Raw genomic sequence first — 16965 nt, 5'->3', positions numbered from 1 at the left:
GTTACGTTTTTTGATCGCGTTTATTTTCACCAACCTTTAAGGTGGTAGCACCTGAGGGAGTGAGCATGAAAAAGATTTGCATCATTAACGGCAACCCCAAACGAGACAGTTATTGCGGCGCCTTGGCCGAGGCCTACCAACAGGGCGCGCTGTCCAAAGACCACCAGGTACGCGTGTTTTCGGTCGGCGATCTGGCCTTTGATCCGGTACTGCGCGAGGGCTACGACGAACAGCAAAACCTGGAGCCGGATTTGGTCGCGGTTCAGGAAGCGGTGAGGTGGGCGCATCACACGGTCTGGATTTTCCCGGTGTGGTGGGGCGCCATGCCGGCGGCGCTCAAAGGACTCATCGACCGAATTTTTTTACCGGGATTTGCCTTTCGCTTTGATTGCGGTCCCTTGCCCACCAAGCTGTTGGCGGGCAGAAGCGCGCGGGTGATCACGACCATGGATTCGCCGCCGATGATCTACAAGCTGCTGTACGGCGCACCGGTCCACACGATGATGCGTAAAACGGTGCTGGAATTTTGCGGGGTGGATCCGGTAAAAATCACCTCGCTGGGACCGCTGAAAATGGCGGCGAACTGTCGCAAAGAAAGCTGGTTGTCGATGGTCGAAGGCATCGGCCGCCGGGCGGATTAGTTCACCGCGTCCGCCCCTTCATTTTGGTGGCTGCGCTCGGCGTAGAGGTCTTCCACATCCTCGGCGATATCCTGCTGGAGGTCCTCGAGCGGCACGCCTTCGTCCACGGCCGCGGCGACTTTGTTGGACAACGGTTGGTCGCGTAAATCATTGGGTTTGGTGAAGGTTTCCACCAGGTTGCGACCGCCCACGCTTTGACAATAGGAATTGGCGGCAACGAGCAGCGGGCCGATGGGGCCGAGCACCAGACCGGCCACCAAACCACCGCCGACGTGGGCCAACCCTTTTTTGAACTGGCCGTCAACGAGGAGCGAGGAGCCGGGCGTCAGCAAGGCTTCACCGGCGATTTTGACACCGCGATTCAGGACGGAATCAGAAAAAGCACCTTTTTTCTCTTGAGACATAAACGGCTCCTTCAAAAGGGATCAAACAAATATGAGGATGAGCGCTGATGGTTTCGAGTTTAGACCAAAGCGGCTTGCTGGAACAGTGCTTTTTCCCGCCCGGAAGGACGCACGCGGCGGATCAAAGTTTCCGGGGTTGGTTATCGTTGATCGGTGGAACGGTTAACGACCTGGTGGGAACAACCAACACCCCGGCCCCAAAGTGTACCCGCGTAAATGACACCTGAACCCACCAAAGTGACATGTCGAGTGCCCTTTATACCGACCCCACACCAACTTATATTTACGTAAAACTCAACTTTTACCTAGTGTTCCACAAAAAACGCCCCTCACAGGGTTCTAACAATCAAACGCAAGCCGTTGAAAACACAAGGCGCGCCCTCACTGGAGCCCGTTTCCAGCATTCATTTTTTCGTGTGTTGGCCTCGTTTTCGCTCTTAGCGTGACATGGATCACGGATCAACGCACCCGGCTTCCCCCGGTTGCACCGTCACCTTGGGTCGATTCCATCCTTGCTCACCGACCGAAAGCCACTCGGTACCAACGGCTCCTTTATCCAGACCCCGACGGCGCGATCCCAATCCCATCTCAGCCCCCGTGATGAGCCACGGGTTAACCGAGGCGTGGGCCGCCGGTCCATGCCAACGAGGAGTTTTTATGTTCATCCCAATGCGTTTATTGTTTCTGGTTGTGTGCGCGCTTCCCCTCGCCAAAGCACAAGACCTTTCCTCACAACTGACTGGCAAAACCGTTCAACTTCGCGCCGTCGTCGGCGACGGTCTCTACGTCAACGTCCGCGACGGCCGCGAACTCTGGCTTTCCCGCAAGAGTTCGTGCTTGGCCAACTTCGAAAAAAACACCACCTTTAAGATCACGCCCGGTCTGGTCGGCTACGGCGTCAGCTTTGAATCCGTTCTCCAACCCGGCCACTTCCTCCACAACACCCGCGGCGACCTCCGCATGACCCGCGACCAAAAGAACTATCGCTTTCACGCGGCCGCTTCATTTGTGCCCCGGCAAGCGACCACCCACGCGAACGGCTTCACCTTTGAATCGGTTAGCGAACCCGATCATTTTGTGCAGCACCGACAGTTTCGCATGGTGATCCGCACGGTCGGCGCGCAGGACGCCATCTTTAACACCTGGTATTTGGACCATGCCGAGGCCACGCCGTTCGGCAGCGAACAACAAATCGCCGGCGCGGTGGTTTCCCAACCCGATGTGGTTCGCCTCAGCGCCAACGGGCAAAACAACGGTCGCCTAATCGCCGTCGCCAAACATGACTCGGGTTTCGCCACCTATTACGAAAGCCTGGACGACGGCGCCTCCTGGGAACGTTTCTCCACCACGCAACAAGCAACCGACGCCAACCTGTTCGAAGTCCCGCAAACGGTGGGTTTCCTGTACGCGGGCTCTCTGCTCTCGGCCACGGTCGTTCGGGATACGAGCGGACCCGGCCCCGCCACCTCCGCCATTCGCATCAACCTCAGCGGCAACCTGGCCCAATCCTGGCAATACCACTCGGTACCCGTCCAACAGGTACCGGGGTTGATCGCGGATCCCGCATTGATGGTTGACGGCAACGGTGAACTAGCGCTGTTCTACACCCGCGCGGAGGGCTCGGCGCGTGTTCTGGTGCGCCAATCCGCCACCGACGGTTTTACCTGGGGCGCGCCCCAAACCGTGGTCCAACTGGGTGCCCTGGGCAAGTTTTCCATTGTCCAAGCTGCAGCCGACCGCTATGTGATGGCTTATGAAACCTGTGACAGCGATTGCGCGGTGTTCCTGCGCACCTCAAGCAACGGTCGCGACTGGGGTCCTGTCGACACGACGGGCACCAAACCCAGCGCACAAACCGGTCGCTTTTTCGCCGGCGCACCCGTCCTGTCACGCATCTCTGCCGAAACCAGCAACAGCTTGTCCTTCCCCAACCCCGGCGCGGCATTGATCCTGAGCGGCGCCAACCTGCGCGAGACAGACGGCAGTGCTTCCGATCAAAACGGCCGTGTCTTTTTCATCAACCCGGCCGGCAGCGATCAGTGGCTCGAAATGAAAGCACCCATCCTCAGCCTGAACAGCGCCACGTCCGGCAACAGTTTGGCGACGCCCTCAACCTTCGTGCCCACCCTCGAAGGCGACCGCGTCCACCAGGTCACGGTCCGCAACGGACGCGTCTTAACCGCGCCTACCTTCTTCGACAACCCGGTCCACTCCGGCAACCTCATCCTGCGCGATCCCGGCAGCAACCGGACCTTGGCCTGGTCCTCCGGTCAGTTGGTGCTTTCATCCGAGACGCTCGGTAGCAAGTGGCACCTGAACAACCTCGGCAACGGCGAATACCACCTGGCCAACACGGGTACCAACCGCCTCCTGAAATACAACAACGACGGCAGCCTCGAATTAGCCGATCCCGCCTTCAGCGAGTGTGAACGTTGGAACCCGCGTTTGAATGCAAACGGGACCGCCACCTTCACCGCCGTGGTTGGCGGCCAGGTGTTGACCGTTGACGGTGTTTCGGAATTTGCACTGCAACCCACATCAGGCCACACGTTCATGAACGCGGCCTACAACATGATTTCCGTGGCCGACGGCCGACTGATCAGCCGCGCGCCCTGTGAGGCCATTGCCGGGGAGCAGCCCACCCTCGAAACCGAGGATGCAGCCGGATGCAATACCTGGTTCCTCCGCCAGGGCGACGATGGTTTCTTCTTCATCCACGGCAGCTTCAGCGCCGGTCCCTTGACGGTGGTCGACTGCGAAAGCGACGGTCCCTGCGCCGCCGACGACAACGCCCCGCTCGCCTTCTCAGCGGGTCCTGAAACCGAACGGCAGCAATGGGCGGTAGAACAGCAACCCAACGGCAGCGTCCGCCTGATCAACCGCTTCAGCGGCAAAGATTTGGTCGCGGGCGGCTGTAGCGACAGCGGCAGCAATGTGCTGGTCCAAAAACAGCGGGGCGACGATCCCTGCCACTTCTGGTACCTCAACCTGCGCTTGTAGATCGCAGCAAGCGTGGTAGAAAAGGCGGGGCTAGTCCTCGCCTTTTTTATTTTCTAGCCAACAAAATTTCTAGCCCGCATTTCACGCAAGGAAATCTTCTACGGGGAAAGCCATGCGATTGCGAGGGGGGCTTCCGTGTTACTTGATCGAGCCGGGGTCACGCACGACCGCACCCGGCAAGTTCGGTTCCTCCTTTCCAAAGCTGTTTCTCCTCAATATCTTGCGATATTTCACTTGCAAAAACCACTCGTTTTCTATTGAAATATCTAAACCATAATGATAAAAAGAAAACAAATTGTTTTCCTCGTATCAACTTCTTTAACCTTGCCGCGTTCCTTCGCGATCTAAATTATCAATGTCCTCTACAGATGGTTTTCATAACCGCGAGGCTATCAACATGTACAGAAGCTCTTTTCTCTCCTGCTTTGGCTTGTTGTTCTTTGTACTTGGCACCTTCATTTCTCCTCCAACTGAAGCAAAGGCATCTGTTTTTACGATGCAACAATATAAGGGTACAAACAGTTACACGTGTAACTGCCATTGTTATGGAACTATTACAGTCACCTGCGATGTGTATTTCTGCGCTCCTGGAATTCTCCCAAACTGCAGAATAATGTTCCGGGATGATTGCTCAGACAGTGGCTTTGGGGGACAGTGTAGCGATTTCATTTTATGGTGTGAAAGCCTTTGCGAACCATTATGATGAAAAAACTACCGCTTCTTCTATTTTTGACCGGGCTGATCTACCTTTGCTTTCAACTGCTTGCAAGGCAAAGCACGAAACCAGTTGCATCGCCCGCACCGAATCAACAAACCCAAAAACTAGAAGAATTAAAATTTTTCTCACAGCTTTTCCATTTCGATACAACATTCCCACTTGAACAAAGGCCGGAAATACTTTTTGAACGGGCAAAATGCGCTATCTTAAACTCATCCAGTATTTTTCTCACCAACGATTCAGGCGATGAGCTTTACAGATATCACCTGGATGGGACATTCGACCGAGTCATTGCTATTAAAGGTGAAGGCCCCGGAGAGATCAACCGACTGGAGTATGCTACCAAAATCTTCGGCAACCAAGTTGCATTTTGGGACTTGTTTAGAGGGCAAATCATCGTCTTCAATGACAAAGGTAACCATCAATTTTCTCTGAACGTCGATAATCCTTCATTAACAGACGGAGCCTGGCTGCCAAGACCGGCTGCCTTTCATTGGGAGACGGCCGAAGAAATTGTTTTTAGCAATCTTCAGATTCGTGATCGTCCGAACATCAGAAGTGGAAAAGCTCATGTTGTTTGGAATGAAGAAGGAAAAATAACACGACTTGATTTAAAAGAACCCATTGGAAGCAGAAACCTAGAACACGAGAATAAATACGCGCCTAGCTCTATCTATGACCTTCACAAGATCGGCACCAAGTATTGGGTAGGAAGTCCTGAATTCTCATCCCTTCAAATTTATGACTTCGTGACACTCACCGAGAACATTATCCCTATCCGTGTCCCCGACCCGTTAACCCAGGAGCATTATGACAACCTAGATCTTTCTGACAAGAAAGCTCGCAGGTGGTTAATTAACTATCACGGCTATGTCCAAGAGATAATCAGCTTACCAGAGTTACAGTTGGTCAAAGTTGGTATGCGCGGTTATGTTCCATTCTCTAATGATGGCGAACAACTCCTTGAAAGGCGTTTGATAAGTGGCTTGTCTGGCTTCAAAGATGTTCACAATGGCACCATACTCTTTATCACTTCAAAGAGAAATCTCCGGTTCCTGGAAAATAAACATTCGATAGTTTTAATAAAGGATCCATCACACGCCTCACTTGATGATGACCACCCTTTTGGCCTTTTAGCAAGACTTAAACCCGAATACTCAGGCGATCCCAAGAGAAACCTGTAATTTTTTTGCATGCCCACTCAAAAGAGCACCATTTGTTACATACACGAAACCCTAACGTTTGATTAATATCCTCCGACACCACGGAACAGGCGGGACTTTCACCCCGCCGGCTTCGTTTTGCTCACAAGCGAAGGCTTATTCGTTCGGCAAAATGGTGAGGTTTACCGTTGCGGTGGAGCCGCCGGGCAAGGTGTAGGTGAACGAAGTTTCCGCCGCCTGACCGGACATGTGCATGTAGGTCCAATCGCCGTTGGCCCAAATCAAGGCACCGTGGCCGGGATTGGTGTGCTCGGGCGCGCGGTAGGGGTTGTGCCCGTAGTACACGTCGTTGGCGAAGGTGTTCAGGCGCAAGGACTCGCCCACGCGCAAGGTGTAGGCGTCGTCGTTGGCGACACTGGCCCCGGGACCGGGTACGGTGATGGTGACGGTGGCGGAATCCTCAAGGATGCCGTCGGTCACCCAGTACGTGAAGGTGAAGGTGCCGCCGCGGATCGCGGTTGCCATCAAGGTTTGGTCGTCGCCGTAGGGAATCACGTACAGGTTGCTGCTGCCCACGGAGGTAAACCGCGAAATGGTCAGGCGGTCGCCGTCGATGTCGCGGTCGTTGGCCGTCAAGGGCAAACGGGTGGGGAAACGGGGGTTGACGTACACGGTATAGCTGTCGTCATTGGCCTCGGGCGCGTGGTTGCCGGTGATGTTGATGACCACCTGGCCCACTACCCGGTTCACGCCGTCAAACACCTCATAATCAAGCACTTCTTGCACGTTCTCACGACTGTCGCCTGGCTGGTAAACCCACTCGTGCGGGGTTTGGCTCAAAGCGCCGTGTTGCGCCTCGGACAGCCAGGTCATCGTGAGTTCGTCGCCGTTGGGGTCGTAGTCGTTGCCCAGGGGATCGAAGAACAAGGGCATGTGACGGGGAATGTCGTGACGGTCGTCAACCACCACGGGGGGCAGGTTGCCGCCGGTCACATCCACGGTCACCATCGCGGTGGCGCGGAACACACCGTCGCTTACGGTATAGGAGAACTGGGTGCGGCCTTCAAAGTCGGCGGGCGCGGTGTAGCGCACGCCGCTTTCATCGAAGCTGACATCACCCTCGGTCGGTTGGGTCGCGGCCACCACGGTCAAGCTGTTGCCGTCGGGATCGCTGTCATTGGCGAGTACGTCGAGGTCGGCGCCGGCGCCGGCGGTAACCGAAAAGGTGTCGGCAACGGCCTCGGGCAAGCTCGCGCTGGTTACGGTGATGAAGGCCACGCCCTCGGATTGGGCACCGGCACTGTCGCTGACACGGTAGGTAAAGCGGTGATCGCCGGAGGCGTCGGCGGCGGCTTCATAGGAAAAACCACCGTCTTCTTGCAAGCTGATCACACCGGATTGAGGCGCGGTCAAAATGGATGCGGTCAGGGTGTCGCCGTCAAGGTCGATGTCGTTGGCCAGAACCCCGGCGGCGGGTACGGTTAAGGTTTGCCCGGCGGCAACAGAATAGTAGTCCGCGACGGCCAAGGGTGCTTTGTTGCCCGGATTCACTTGGATGGTCACGGTGGCGTAACCGGTGGAACCTTGTTGGTCTTCAACGCCGTAGACAAAGGTCACCGGGCCTTGTAAACCGTCTGTCGGGGAGAAATCAAAAGAACCGTCGACATTGAGGCTGAGGGTCCCGGCCTGGGGCGCCTCGGCGAGGAATGCGGTCAAGCCGCCCGCGGCGGAATGGTCGTTTTGCAACAAACCGGGCGCGGCAACATGCAGGGTTTGATCCCAAGTGGTGGTGTAACGGTCTTCATAAGCGGTGGTTTCGGTTTGCGCCCAGGCAGCCGTAAAGGCGAACAAGGCGAAAACCAGAGAAGCAAGAGGCTTCTTCATAAGGAAATACTCCTAATCAACACGTGGTGCGACGGGAACCGCGGGGAACGCGGTGCAAAGCCTGACCCGTGGCGGGTTCACGGCGCGTTGTTGTTCTGTGGCTGGATAGGTCGAGACAGTAAATAGGCTCGGGTTCGCGTTAGAAAATGGCACGAGGCGTGCGCGATCACGCCAAGCCGATCTCGGCAAGGATGTTGAACAATGAAACACGGGCCGACCAAAGGTACAGGACCCGTGAAGGAAGAAGGTTAAGCGACCTCGATAGGCGAAGCCGAAACAGGGCGCATGCCTGAAACCCAAGCAGATGTCCGTATAAACCATAAAGCATCGAGAGACGGTCTTTTCGCACCGGACCCATGTTACAAAAAGACGACAACCTTCGCCAACAAGCAAAGTTTCGCCAGATAATCCAACATTCACCGATAACTTTTCTCTTCTTCTATGGCAACAAAATTTCTTATCCAACCGTAAAAACGCTACCGCCTTCGACCGAAACGCACCAAGACATCATTCAGCTTAACCCCCAGTTCGATGTTTGCACCCCGGCTCGTTCCAAGCATGAGCCACCCCCGGAGCCATTACCCGCGAGAGCATGGGCGGCGGCGGTTCCCAGCCCACAAGCGTGGCCCCAGATCAATCTCTGAACGGGCAATGGGCCCTCGTACACGAGCCGGATAGAACCCCGCCCCGCCGTATTGAAAGAACGGATTTTCCCTTTAACAATTTTCAATCATTTCATTTTTTCAACGAACGCTACACTACCCTAGACAGCTTACTTTTTTACATTTTCCTTGACACAAATATAAACCAGACGCATATTTATTTTATCCATACCAACAATTCATGTTCTTCACGGCGATCTCCCCGATCTTCACCCCAACACGCCGCTCCCCTCTTACGGCACCATTCACCGGTCCTTGCTAACCCGCGTCGCCCGAACCGATGCCTTTGTTGCCCACGAGCCACCACGGTGTTTCCCCGCTACAGGGGGCAGGCTTTGCCGTGCCCAAAGTCGGCGGATTCCGCGCGGACAACCCCATGGACGGCAACCACCGACCCACCCATTCACGACGTTTTTTCGGGGTGGCCGGCGCACTGCTTCGCCGCAACCCGCCTCGTTAAGGAGAAACCCATGTTTCGCCCCCGGCTGTTTGCTTTAGGGTTCGCCCTAACCTGTTCCCTTTTCGCTCAGAACTACGACAAGATGACGATTGAGGACATTCTCCAAACCGAAGTCACCATGCTGTTTAAGTCCAAATCAACACCCCTCAAAGCACCCGGCATCATCAGCATCATTTCTCGATCAGAAATTGAGCGCAGCGGCATGCGCACCCTCTCGGAAATCCTCAATCTCTCCATCGGCATCGAAGCCAATCGCGCCATTATGTTCGGGCGCCACACCACCATCGGCATGCGCGGCCGCACCACCCATTTCGGCGAAGATATTCTGATCCTCCTCGACGGTCAGCGCTTGAACGACGTGTACTCGGGCGGCGGCCTCAGCTACATCAAGGACATGAGCCTGCGCCACGTGGACCGTATTGAAATCATCCGCGGTCCGGGCTCCACCCTGTTTGGATCCAACGCCTACGTGGGCGTGATCAACATCATCTCGTCCACCTACAGCACCACCGACAAACAATCGATCTCGTTGGCCACGGGCAGTTTCGACACGGTCGACATCGGCACCCAATACCGCTGGAACAGCGGCAAACTCCACACCCTGTTTACCGCCAACGCCTACAGCGACGACGGCGACGAATTCACCTACACCGAGGGTTACTTGCGCACACCCGGCATCGAGCACCGCGTGACCGACCCGGTCGAGGAACAAATCGACTTGGGCCTCAAGGTGAGTTACGAGGATTTCAGCCTGCACATGGACTGGTTCAAACGGGAAATGGACGATTACATGCCCTTCGGCTTCTTTGAGAACCCCACCGATTGGGAACCCTTCGACACCAACCGCGACGACAGCGAAATGTTCCGGTTACAGGCCGGCTATGATTGGGAGGTCAACCGCTACCTGACGATCACGGGCAATGCACGCTATAGCGAAGCCGAGGCCAATATGGCCTATGTGATCGCACCGGAAAACCTGTTTATCGGGACGGTGGCCCAAGACATCCCCTGGCTGGGTGGCTCGAATTATTCGAGCGACAACCTCGAATTTGAGATGCGCGTCAACTACGTGCGCGGCAAACACGAGGTGATCGGCGGCGCCATGTGGGCGCGCGAGGGTATCGAGGAAGCCAACCTCATGTACAACTACACCTTGGCCCAAGTCTTCTCACCAGAGCCGATTAACCCCACCGACTGGACCGTGGTTGAAGGTGAGGGTTCCTTCGTTTCACCGCGTAGCCGCAACATCTCCGGGGTGTATTTGCAGGACACCTATTACCCCAGCGAGCACTGGGGCATCACCGCCGGCATTCGCTACGACAAATTCGCCGATTTCGGCGATGCGATCAACCCCCGCCTCGCCGGCGTCTACAACGTCGGTGATACCTGGGTTTTCAAACTGCTCTACGGCAAAGCCTTCCGCGCCCCAACCTACAACGAACTCTACACCCGCAACCTACCCATCATGCGCGGCACACCCGACCTGGACGCGCAAACCATCGAAACCTACGAGACCAGCGCCCATTTCTCACCGGGCCCCGTCTTGGCCACCACCCTCTCCTTGTTCTACAGCACCTACGAAGGCACCATTCAACAGGAATTCGCCCTGTACACGGATGAGCCCTACTTCAACGGGGAAGACGGCGACCGCGATCAAGGTTTGGAACTCGACCTCAAGTGGCGCCTGGTCCGCGGCAGCGACCTGCGCCTCGGCTACACCTACGTTTCCTCTGAAAACGCCGACGGCAGCCGCCGGCTGTTCACCCCGGAACACAAGGGCACCCTGAGTTTCTACCAACGGATCGGCCGCGGCGGTTTGTTTAGTCTCACCGGCTTCCACCACGGCACCCGTCTGGTGCAGGCACCGGAATCGGTCGAGAAAATGGACAACGCGACGGTGTTTCACGCGCGCTACCGGCAACGCCACCTGATCGAAAACGTGGACGTGGAACTCAGCGTGTACAACCTCACCGACGAGGAATGGTACAGCCCGGGCCTCTCCGCAATCCTGGCCCCACAAAACGTGCTCAACCGCGGCGTGAGTTACCAACTGAAGGCCGGTTACCGCTTCTAAGTACAAGCGTTCACAGAGGGTTCGGCGGTAAAACAACACCCCTTATGATGAAGGTCGGGCCCAACCGCCACCGTATCGCGGTGGGGCCCGACCTTCTCAATTCAGGACAAACAACGTCAGCCATTCATCCGTGCCGACACTTCCTCGGTCAACGCATTGGTTAAAGCCGCGATCAACAACCCGCGATTTTCAGGTGTATCAGGTAGGGCGGCGAATTCGGGCCCCAAATCTCGCGCCATCTGTGGCAGGCTTCGACTTTCGTGGGTTACCGGCATCTCCTTGAGATCCCTTCGCCCCAATTTGTTGAAGGTCCGTTTTCCGGCGTAGCCATAGTCTTCTTGGCGACCATGCTTGGCACCCGAATCAATTAAGCGAACGGATACCTCCGGCATGGCTTCAATCACTTCGCCCATGGTGCTTTGTTGACCCGGTGCATTCACACTCGAACTCACCCCGAGCCCAATCGAGGTGCCCAACCGGTCATTCCACTGATCAAGGCTGGTGAGTTCGAAATCCGGGGCCATTTTCATTTTGGCGGCCATCTTGGTCATCTTCACAGCGGCCGCATCGGTATCCAGTTTATACCCGCCGGTAAAGTAGCCGTCTCCCTGGGTGGACGCCACCCCGGCGGGCGCAAAGCGAACCAAGGTCCCACCTTCGTTCGCTCGAGTAAAGCCGGACTCGCTTACAGAACCCCTGGGAACCCCCTTCCCTGCCAGTTCTCGAAGGGATTCTAGATCAAGCCCATCTGTTTTCACCGATACGCGTTTTCCAGAAGTGGCCGCGGCGGCCTCCTTCATATCGCCACCACCCCGCTCGGGGTCGGAGGCCTTGCGATCCCCGGGCTTCGGCGAAATTTTGCCTTGATCCTTACCCGAACCGGCCGAATGGACGGAATCCTTACTAACGGATCGCTGTATACCGCCACCGCTACCGTCAATACCAGACATAAATTCTCCTTTTAATATCCATAAAACGATTCCCGAGAAGGGCGAATCCAAGACGTGTGATCGTCGGCGCCCACGCCCTTCAGCACAAGCCTCGCGGTTTCCGCGAGAAAAGAACGAACCGCATCGCTTGCGTTGGGCCTGCAGCCGAAACGGACGAGGCGAATCCCGCCGCGGCCGTACCGAGGATTAAGAATTGATTTGATGGGAAACCTCGCGGGTTAAATGATCAGCCAATACAGCGGTCAACAATGCGCGGTTTTCCTTGGTATCCGGTAACGCGGCAAATTCCGAGCCCAGTAAATCCCGGCCCAACTGACCCAGCGTGGGCGTTTCATGACGCACATCCATTTCCGAGAGATCAGTCTGCCCCAACTTGTTAAACGTCGCCTTACCCGACTGGGCATAATCTTTGCCACTGCTGTTTCGTTGCCCTGCATCCAGAAGCCTTAGGCGCGTCCCGTCCAGCGACTTCAGAACCCCACCCATGGTTCCGTCAGAACCCGCGCTGCTTACCGTCATGCTCACCCCGGCGGCGATTGAGGCCCCCAGTTGACTGTTCCATTCCTCATGATTCACCAATTGGAATCCGGGATCCATATCGTATTCCGCCATTTTGCGCGCGGTGGCTACCGCAACCTTGTCGGAATCCAGTTTGGCACCCCCGGCGAAATAGCCGTCACCCATGGTGGACTTGGCCTCAACCGGCGCAAACCGAATCAGGGTCCCCCTCGTATTCGCATTGGTAACCCCGGCCTTCGTCACGGTGCCTTTCGGAACCCCTTGCTTGGCCAAGGCCCGAAGCGGTGCCAAATCGAAACCTTCTTTCTTGACGACGGCTTTTTTGGCAACCGCGGTGGTGGCCGCCTTCATATCGTCCTCGCCACCCTTGGGATCGGCACTTTTGCCGTCGCCAGGTTTCTTTCCGGCCTTTTTATCACCGTTCGAACCGGTCGAATGAACCGATTCTCTGCTGCCTACCCGCTGTAGACCGCCACCTTCTAAACCAGACATTATTGCTCCTTTAACAAAACACGCCGTGACGCGGCAAACCGCGCTCGGCTCCGTTTTTCCGTTCAGCGCGAACGGCTTTTTCCATTAATTCACGTCGAACGGCGGTTACCGTTTCCGCGAAGTTGGCGATGATGTTGCGGAAGAGCACGAAATCACACTCAGCAATGCGTTGCCGGAAACAAAGCACCAAGTCGCCGGTTTTATCGTCGACGGCCAGAGCACCGCCGCGGGTTTTTTCTTGAAAGAGATTCAAGCGCAACGCTTGATGTTGCACAGGCTGATCCAGCGGGCCTTTGACCAAAACACTGGACAGGAAAAAGGAAACGCCGTCCGAGGGCACATTCAGTTTGAGTGTGTCATCGCTCCCATAGCTGAAGAAGCAGCGGCCTCGTTCATCTAAAGCAAGGCCGTCGTGCAAATCGACCAACCAACGGTTTACGGTTTCTTTTGACATGGATTCCCTCATCATTCGCCGGGATAAAGGCTGTGCCCCTAGCCGCGGTTGTTTTTTGGACCCGCCGTAGCGATGTCCTGGGACAAAATGGTCTTTTTCCTTTACACGCCTCAATCCTGCAACATGACCGAAAAAAATCGTCGTGCCGTTCTTTGCCACCTGTTCGTCCAGGGCGCGCGGCCCTTCCCCGACAACGCCCAAAAGCGTGGTATCACACGCCTAAACATTGGGAGACATGCCCCTCCCCCTCGTGAGGGCAATGAAAACATCGGCCCCAACCATCCCAATCGAAACGCGAGCTAAGATGGAACGCGCCGCACATCCACCCCACGGAGGAACCCATTATGATGAAAATAGCCGTTATTGGTGCCGGTATGGCCGGACTCACCCTGGCCCGCGCCTTAAACAACCGAGCCGAGGTTACCCTTTTTGACAAATCACGCGGGGTGGGCGGTCGCCTTTCGACCCGACGCGCCGATCCCTTCGCCTTCGACCACGGCGCGCAATTTTTCACCGCACGTTCCAAGGTTTTTCAGGCGGTGGTGGCTGACTTGGTTGCGCGCGGCGCCGCGGCGCGTTGGGATGCGCGCGTGGTTGATTTTGACGGTTCCCGTCGCGGCGCAACCCAAAGCTGGGATGCAAACAACGCCCATTACGTCGGCGTACCCGGGATGAACGCGATCGGCAAAGCCTTGGCCGAAGGGCTCAACCTCCAGCGACAAACCCGCATCGAAACGCTTGAGGCGGCGAACGGTGGTTGGCGACTTCACGACGATCAAGGCCGGGATCGGGGACGGTTCGATTGGGTGGTCTGCGCCGCGCCGGCGGAACAAACCGCCGCCCTGATGCCGACTACCTTTGCGCATCACGCGGTGATCAGAGAACGGAGGATGCAACCCTGCTTCGCGCTGATGCTCGGCTTCGAACAGCCCCTCCTCTTGGATTTTGAGGTGGCGCGTTTCAAAAATGCGGCGATTTCCTGGATGGCGGTTAACAGCAGCAAACCCGGCCGCAACCAAGCAACCAGCCTGCTGGTTCACGCGGCCCACGATTGGTCGGCGTTGCATCTTGAAGACGACAACCACGCGGTGATCACGACCCTCACCCAAGCAACCGGCGACCTACTCGGCCAAGACCTAAGCCACGCCAAACACCGCGCGGTTCACCGCTGGCGCTACGCGATCATCGACCAACAGGACGGGCCGCCGTTTTTCCTCGACGCGGAGCGACGGCTGGCAGCCTGCGGTGATTGGTGCATTGGCGGCCGCGTCGAAGCCGCCTTCCAATCCGGCCACGAACTCGCCAAGGCGATCACCCAACGGTTGTAGCGTAATCATCCAACGCTTAGGATGCATCAATTCTACCAGGAAGGCCTGGTTAAAATTAAAAAGTCACTAGGATCGCGCAACATTTGCATTATGGAAAACAATCAGCAGATAACTCTAAATCTTTCTCCTGTTGCCAACATTAAAGAAGCATCGAAAATGCAGAATTAAAACAGGGTTAATCGCTGAGAAGCACCGAAATGCGTAGCGTACAGCGAAGAAGGCACTGGCTAGCCCTACCTGAAGAATACATCCAGCTTTCTCACAAGTGTTCAGAGTAAGTGGAGCCTCAGGACGTAGGTAAAAAACCTAAGTCAAACAAGCACCACCCTAGACAGGCACGAACCACGAACAAACCGTTTATATTCAATTAATTAACAAGAATCAAAACGCTTTATTAATTGCCTTTAGTTCAAGTTTATCTCTTCAGAATCCGACAGCCACTCAACCACAACATCTTCCAAAAAAAACCGACCGATAGAAACAAATCCATGTTAATCTTCCTGAAATTCAATAATCAAAGGGAGGACATGATGAAACTGTCTGACGCACTAGAAGTCATAGGAGATCATGGCTTGGATATTCTAGACACACAAGGAAGTGGCATTGAAGCGGTTGCGATAGGCAGTAAAGATGGAAAACCTCTCGCTCAAGCCACTGATTTCTCCATTCTTGCATTTGTCCCCAAGAAGTTATCAAAACGAGAACTCAGCCAAAACAATATTAGATCATTCGATACTGTATTTGCTAACTCTACTGGAAGTCCGAGCCAGGATCCGTTTGACATTGATGTGGTCGAATCCGGCGGTGCGTTCACAATTAATTCGAACTTTAGTGTCCCTCGAAATCAAAGAGGTTTATATGGTGGAAAACCTGCAACCATAGACACCCAAAAGTGGTTCTCCTCTTTGCGATGCGGTATCGGTTGCACAAATCCAGTCAATTCCTATCCTTCAAGTCTAAGTGTCGGAACCATTGGATTTTACCTGGAGGATAATCAAAAAAATACCTACCTCGTTTCGAACAACCATGTCATCGGCGGTTCCAATAGTGCCACAATAAATGACAGCATAATTCAACCTGGAACCTTGGATTTAACAGGAAATGAGTTGAATCAGATGCCCACTTTAAACAGCCTCATCGCCCAACTGGAAATCGCCAAGTTAACCAGCACCGTCAAATTTAAATTCAGCTCTTCCAACAACACACCACACAACCAAGTTGACGCCGCAATAGCAAAGCTAACCGACTCAGGAAGAAACAAGACTGAATTAGCCCGTCTCAGCTTTGGCGGAAGTATCCTAGGCGAAGCAGCCCCTTTAGCGGAAGGACCCAACCCGGAACAAATCACAGGTTCCACAAACGTTTATAAAGTGGGTAGAACAACAGGATACACGGAAGGCATTGTTACAGCAATCGCAGCTACGGCTAAAATTAATTACCCAACAGGTAAAGTTCATTTCACAGACCAAATAGTAATTACCCCAACGCTTGATAATGTCGGCCCATTTAGCGACAGAGGCGACAGCGGAAGCGGTGTGTTAAATGAGCATCATGAGCTAGTAGGTCTCTTATTTGCAGGAAGCCCGAAGAACACACTTGTCAACCCCATTCACCATGTCATGGATCAATTACGAACTGTTTCAAACATTCCTTCTTTGAGAGTAATTACTGCATGAGGAATTATCTTTACAGATACGCATTTTCAATCATCAAAACCTTAAATTCCCAACGGCATCACCCATCAAGCAACCTCCATTTCAATCAACACCATAACCTTGTTGCTCAAACCAAGCATCCTACTGTAAGATTGGTTCTTCGAAAAACCACCTTTGCACGAAAAATTCGCGACCAAACTTGGCTAAAAACATTAAATATGTTCTTGACTTTTTCCCAACCAAACACCACCTTTGATAAGTAGAAGTGTTGACCCTTATTGCTTTTGAGGAGACATCCTTGGAAAAAATCAGAAACGCCAAAGACCTTCAAGTCTTTTTAAACAAACATGTTACAGAATTAGAACAAGCACTCGACATCTCACCGGTCCAGTTCTGCATTCCACTAAACAAAAAGCGTCCCCACGTGAGAGTGTCTGTTACCCAGGGGCAAAAAGACCGCGTGCCAAAGGAACTCGCCTTCGATTTTAACGGTGAGCAAGTTCTCATCCCACTAGAGGCCGTGGAGGATTACCAAGAGTTCGTGGCCTTTTGATTTTGATC

At 54.7% G+C, this 16965-nt stretch carries 12 protein-coding genes; 7 read left to right on the top strand and 5 right to left on the bottom strand.

Annotation, left to right across the window (positions count from 1 at the left end):
- The first annotated feature begins 65 nt into the window (after positions 1-65).
- On the top strand, positions 66-641 hold the full coding sequence (locus J3U88_RS04635; protein ID WP_207857153.1) for an NAD(P)H-dependent oxidoreductase: 576 nt from the start codon (positions 66-68) through the stop codon (positions 639-641).
- Here J3U88_RS04635 and J3U88_RS04630 read toward each other — a convergent pair.
- Positions 638-1045: a DUF6072 family protein gene (locus J3U88_RS04630; RefSeq protein ID WP_207857151.1), complete on the bottom strand. Its 408-nt coding sequence runs from the start codon at positions 1043-1045 to the stop codon at positions 638-640. The genes J3U88_RS04635 and J3U88_RS04630 overlap by 4 nt on opposite strands.
- Before the next feature lie 657 nt (positions 1046-1702).
- Here J3U88_RS04630 and J3U88_RS04625 point away from each other — a divergent pair.
- Both J3U88_RS04625 and J3U88_RS04620 read left to right on the top strand, forming a co-directional pair.
- On the top strand, positions 1703-4045 hold the full coding sequence (locus J3U88_RS04625) for an AbfB domain-containing protein (protein WP_207857149.1): 2343 nt from the start codon (positions 1703-1705) through the stop codon (positions 4043-4045).
- 699 nt (positions 4046-4744) lie between these two features.
- Positions 4745-5947 carry a hypothetical protein gene (locus J3U88_RS04620; RefSeq protein WP_207857148.1) on the top strand — a complete coding sequence of 401 codons (1203 nt, stop codon included), beginning with the start codon at positions 4745-4747 and terminating at the stop codon, positions 5945-5947.
- 135 nt (positions 5948-6082) lie between these two features.
- Here the strand turns inward: J3U88_RS04620 and J3U88_RS04615 are convergent, their stop codons facing one another.
- Positions 6083-7810: an Ig-like domain-containing protein gene (locus tag J3U88_RS04615; protein WP_207857146.1), complete on the bottom strand. Its 1728-nt coding sequence runs from the start codon at positions 7808-7810 to the stop codon at positions 6083-6085.
- Between the two features lie 1132 nt (positions 7811-8942).
- Between J3U88_RS04615 and J3U88_RS04610 the strand changes: the two genes are divergently transcribed.
- A complete protein-coding gene (locus J3U88_RS04610) occupies positions 8943-11006 on the top strand; it encodes a TonB-dependent receptor plug domain-containing protein (RefSeq protein WP_207857144.1) in 2064 nt (687 codons plus the stop codon).
- 116 nt (positions 11007-11122) lie between these two features.
- Here the strand turns inward: J3U88_RS04610 and J3U88_RS04605 are convergent, their stop codons facing one another.
- The 3 genes from J3U88_RS04605 to J3U88_RS04595 form a co-directional block, all read right to left on the bottom strand.
- Positions 11123-11956 carry a hypothetical protein gene (locus tag J3U88_RS04605; RefSeq protein WP_207857142.1) on the bottom strand — a complete coding sequence of 278 codons (834 nt, stop codon included), beginning with the start codon at positions 11954-11956 and terminating at the stop codon, positions 11123-11125.
- A gap of 186 nt (positions 11957-12142) precedes the next feature.
- Positions 12143-12967 (bottom strand): hypothetical protein, encoded by an 825-nt coding sequence (locus tag J3U88_RS04600; protein WP_207857141.1) that lies wholly within the window; start codon positions 12965-12967, stop codon positions 12143-12145.
- A gap of 10 nt (positions 12968-12977) precedes the next feature.
- Positions 12978-13421 carry a CesT family type III secretion system chaperone gene (locus J3U88_RS04595; RefSeq protein ID WP_207857140.1) on the bottom strand — a complete coding sequence of 148 codons (444 nt, stop codon included), beginning with the start codon at positions 13419-13421 and terminating at the stop codon, positions 12978-12980.
- A gap of 344 nt (positions 13422-13765) precedes the next feature.
- Between J3U88_RS04595 and J3U88_RS04590 the strand changes: the two genes are divergently transcribed.
- The 3 genes from J3U88_RS04590 (at position 13766) to J3U88_RS04580 (ending at position 16957) form a co-directional block, all read left to right on the top strand.
- On the top strand, positions 13766-14749 hold the full coding sequence (locus tag J3U88_RS04590; RefSeq protein WP_207857139.1) for an NAD(P)/FAD-dependent oxidoreductase: 984 nt from the start codon (positions 13766-13768) through the stop codon (positions 14747-14749).
- Between the two features lie 530 nt (positions 14750-15279).
- Positions 15280-16425 carry a chymotrypsin family serine protease gene (locus J3U88_RS04585; protein WP_207857138.1) on the top strand — a complete coding sequence of 382 codons (1146 nt, stop codon included), beginning with the start codon at positions 15280-15282 and terminating at the stop codon, positions 16423-16425.
- 277 nt (positions 16426-16702) lie between these two features.
- Positions 16703-16957, top strand: a complete 255-nt coding sequence (locus J3U88_RS04580; protein WP_207857137.1) for a hypothetical protein — start codon at positions 16703-16705, stop codon at positions 16955-16957.
- Positions 16958-16965: the final 8 nt, after the last annotated feature.

It is taken from the genome of Acanthopleuribacter pedis (genome assembly GCF_017377855.1).
Taxonomy (GTDB): domain Bacteria; phylum Acidobacteriota; class Holophagae; order Acanthopleuribacterales; family Acanthopleuribacteraceae; genus Acanthopleuribacter; species Acanthopleuribacter pedis.
Note: the sequence above shows the minus strand (reverse complement) of the source record. Positions and strands in the feature narration are given on the sequence as shown.

Excerpts from the sequence above, each read along its gene's own strand:
- J3U88_RS04635 (WP_207857153.1), top strand. The coding sequence starts at position 66 with ATGAAAAAGATTTGCATCATTAACGGCAACCCCAAACGAGACAGTTAT.
- J3U88_RS04630 (WP_207857151.1), bottom strand. The coding sequence starts at position 1,045 with ATGTCTCAAGAGAAAAAAGGTGCTTTTTCTGATTCCGTCCTGAATCGC.
- J3U88_RS04625 (WP_207857149.1), top strand. The coding sequence starts at position 1,703 with ATGTTCATCCCAATGCGTTTATTGTTTCTGGTTGTGTGCGCGCTTCCC.
- J3U88_RS04620 (WP_207857148.1), top strand. The coding sequence starts at position 4,745 with ATGATGAAAAAACTACCGCTTCTTCTATTTTTGACCGGGCTGATCTAC.
- J3U88_RS04615 (WP_207857146.1), bottom strand. The coding sequence starts at position 7,810 with ATGAAGAAGCCTCTTGCTTCTCTGGTTTTCGCCTTGTTCGCCTTTACG.
- J3U88_RS04610 (WP_207857144.1), top strand. The coding sequence starts at position 8,943 with ATGTTTCGCCCCCGGCTGTTTGCTTTAGGGTTCGCCCTAACCTGTTCC.
- J3U88_RS04605 (WP_207857142.1), bottom strand. The coding sequence starts at position 11,956 with ATGTCTGGTATTGACGGTAGCGGTGGCGGTATACAGCGATCCGTTAGT.
- J3U88_RS04600 (WP_207857141.1), bottom strand. The coding sequence starts at position 12,967 with ATGTCTGGTTTAGAAGGTGGCGGTCTACAGCGGGTAGGCAGCAGAGAA.
- J3U88_RS04595 (WP_207857140.1), bottom strand. The coding sequence starts at position 13,421 with ATGTCAAAAGAAACCGTAAACCGTTGGTTGGTCGATTTGCACGACGGC.
- J3U88_RS04590 (WP_207857139.1), top strand. The coding sequence starts at position 13,766 with ATGATGAAAATAGCCGTTATTGGTGCCGGTATGGCCGGACTCACCCTG.
- J3U88_RS04585 (WP_207857138.1), top strand. The coding sequence starts at position 15,280 with ATGAAACTGTCTGACGCACTAGAAGTCATAGGAGATCATGGCTTGGAT.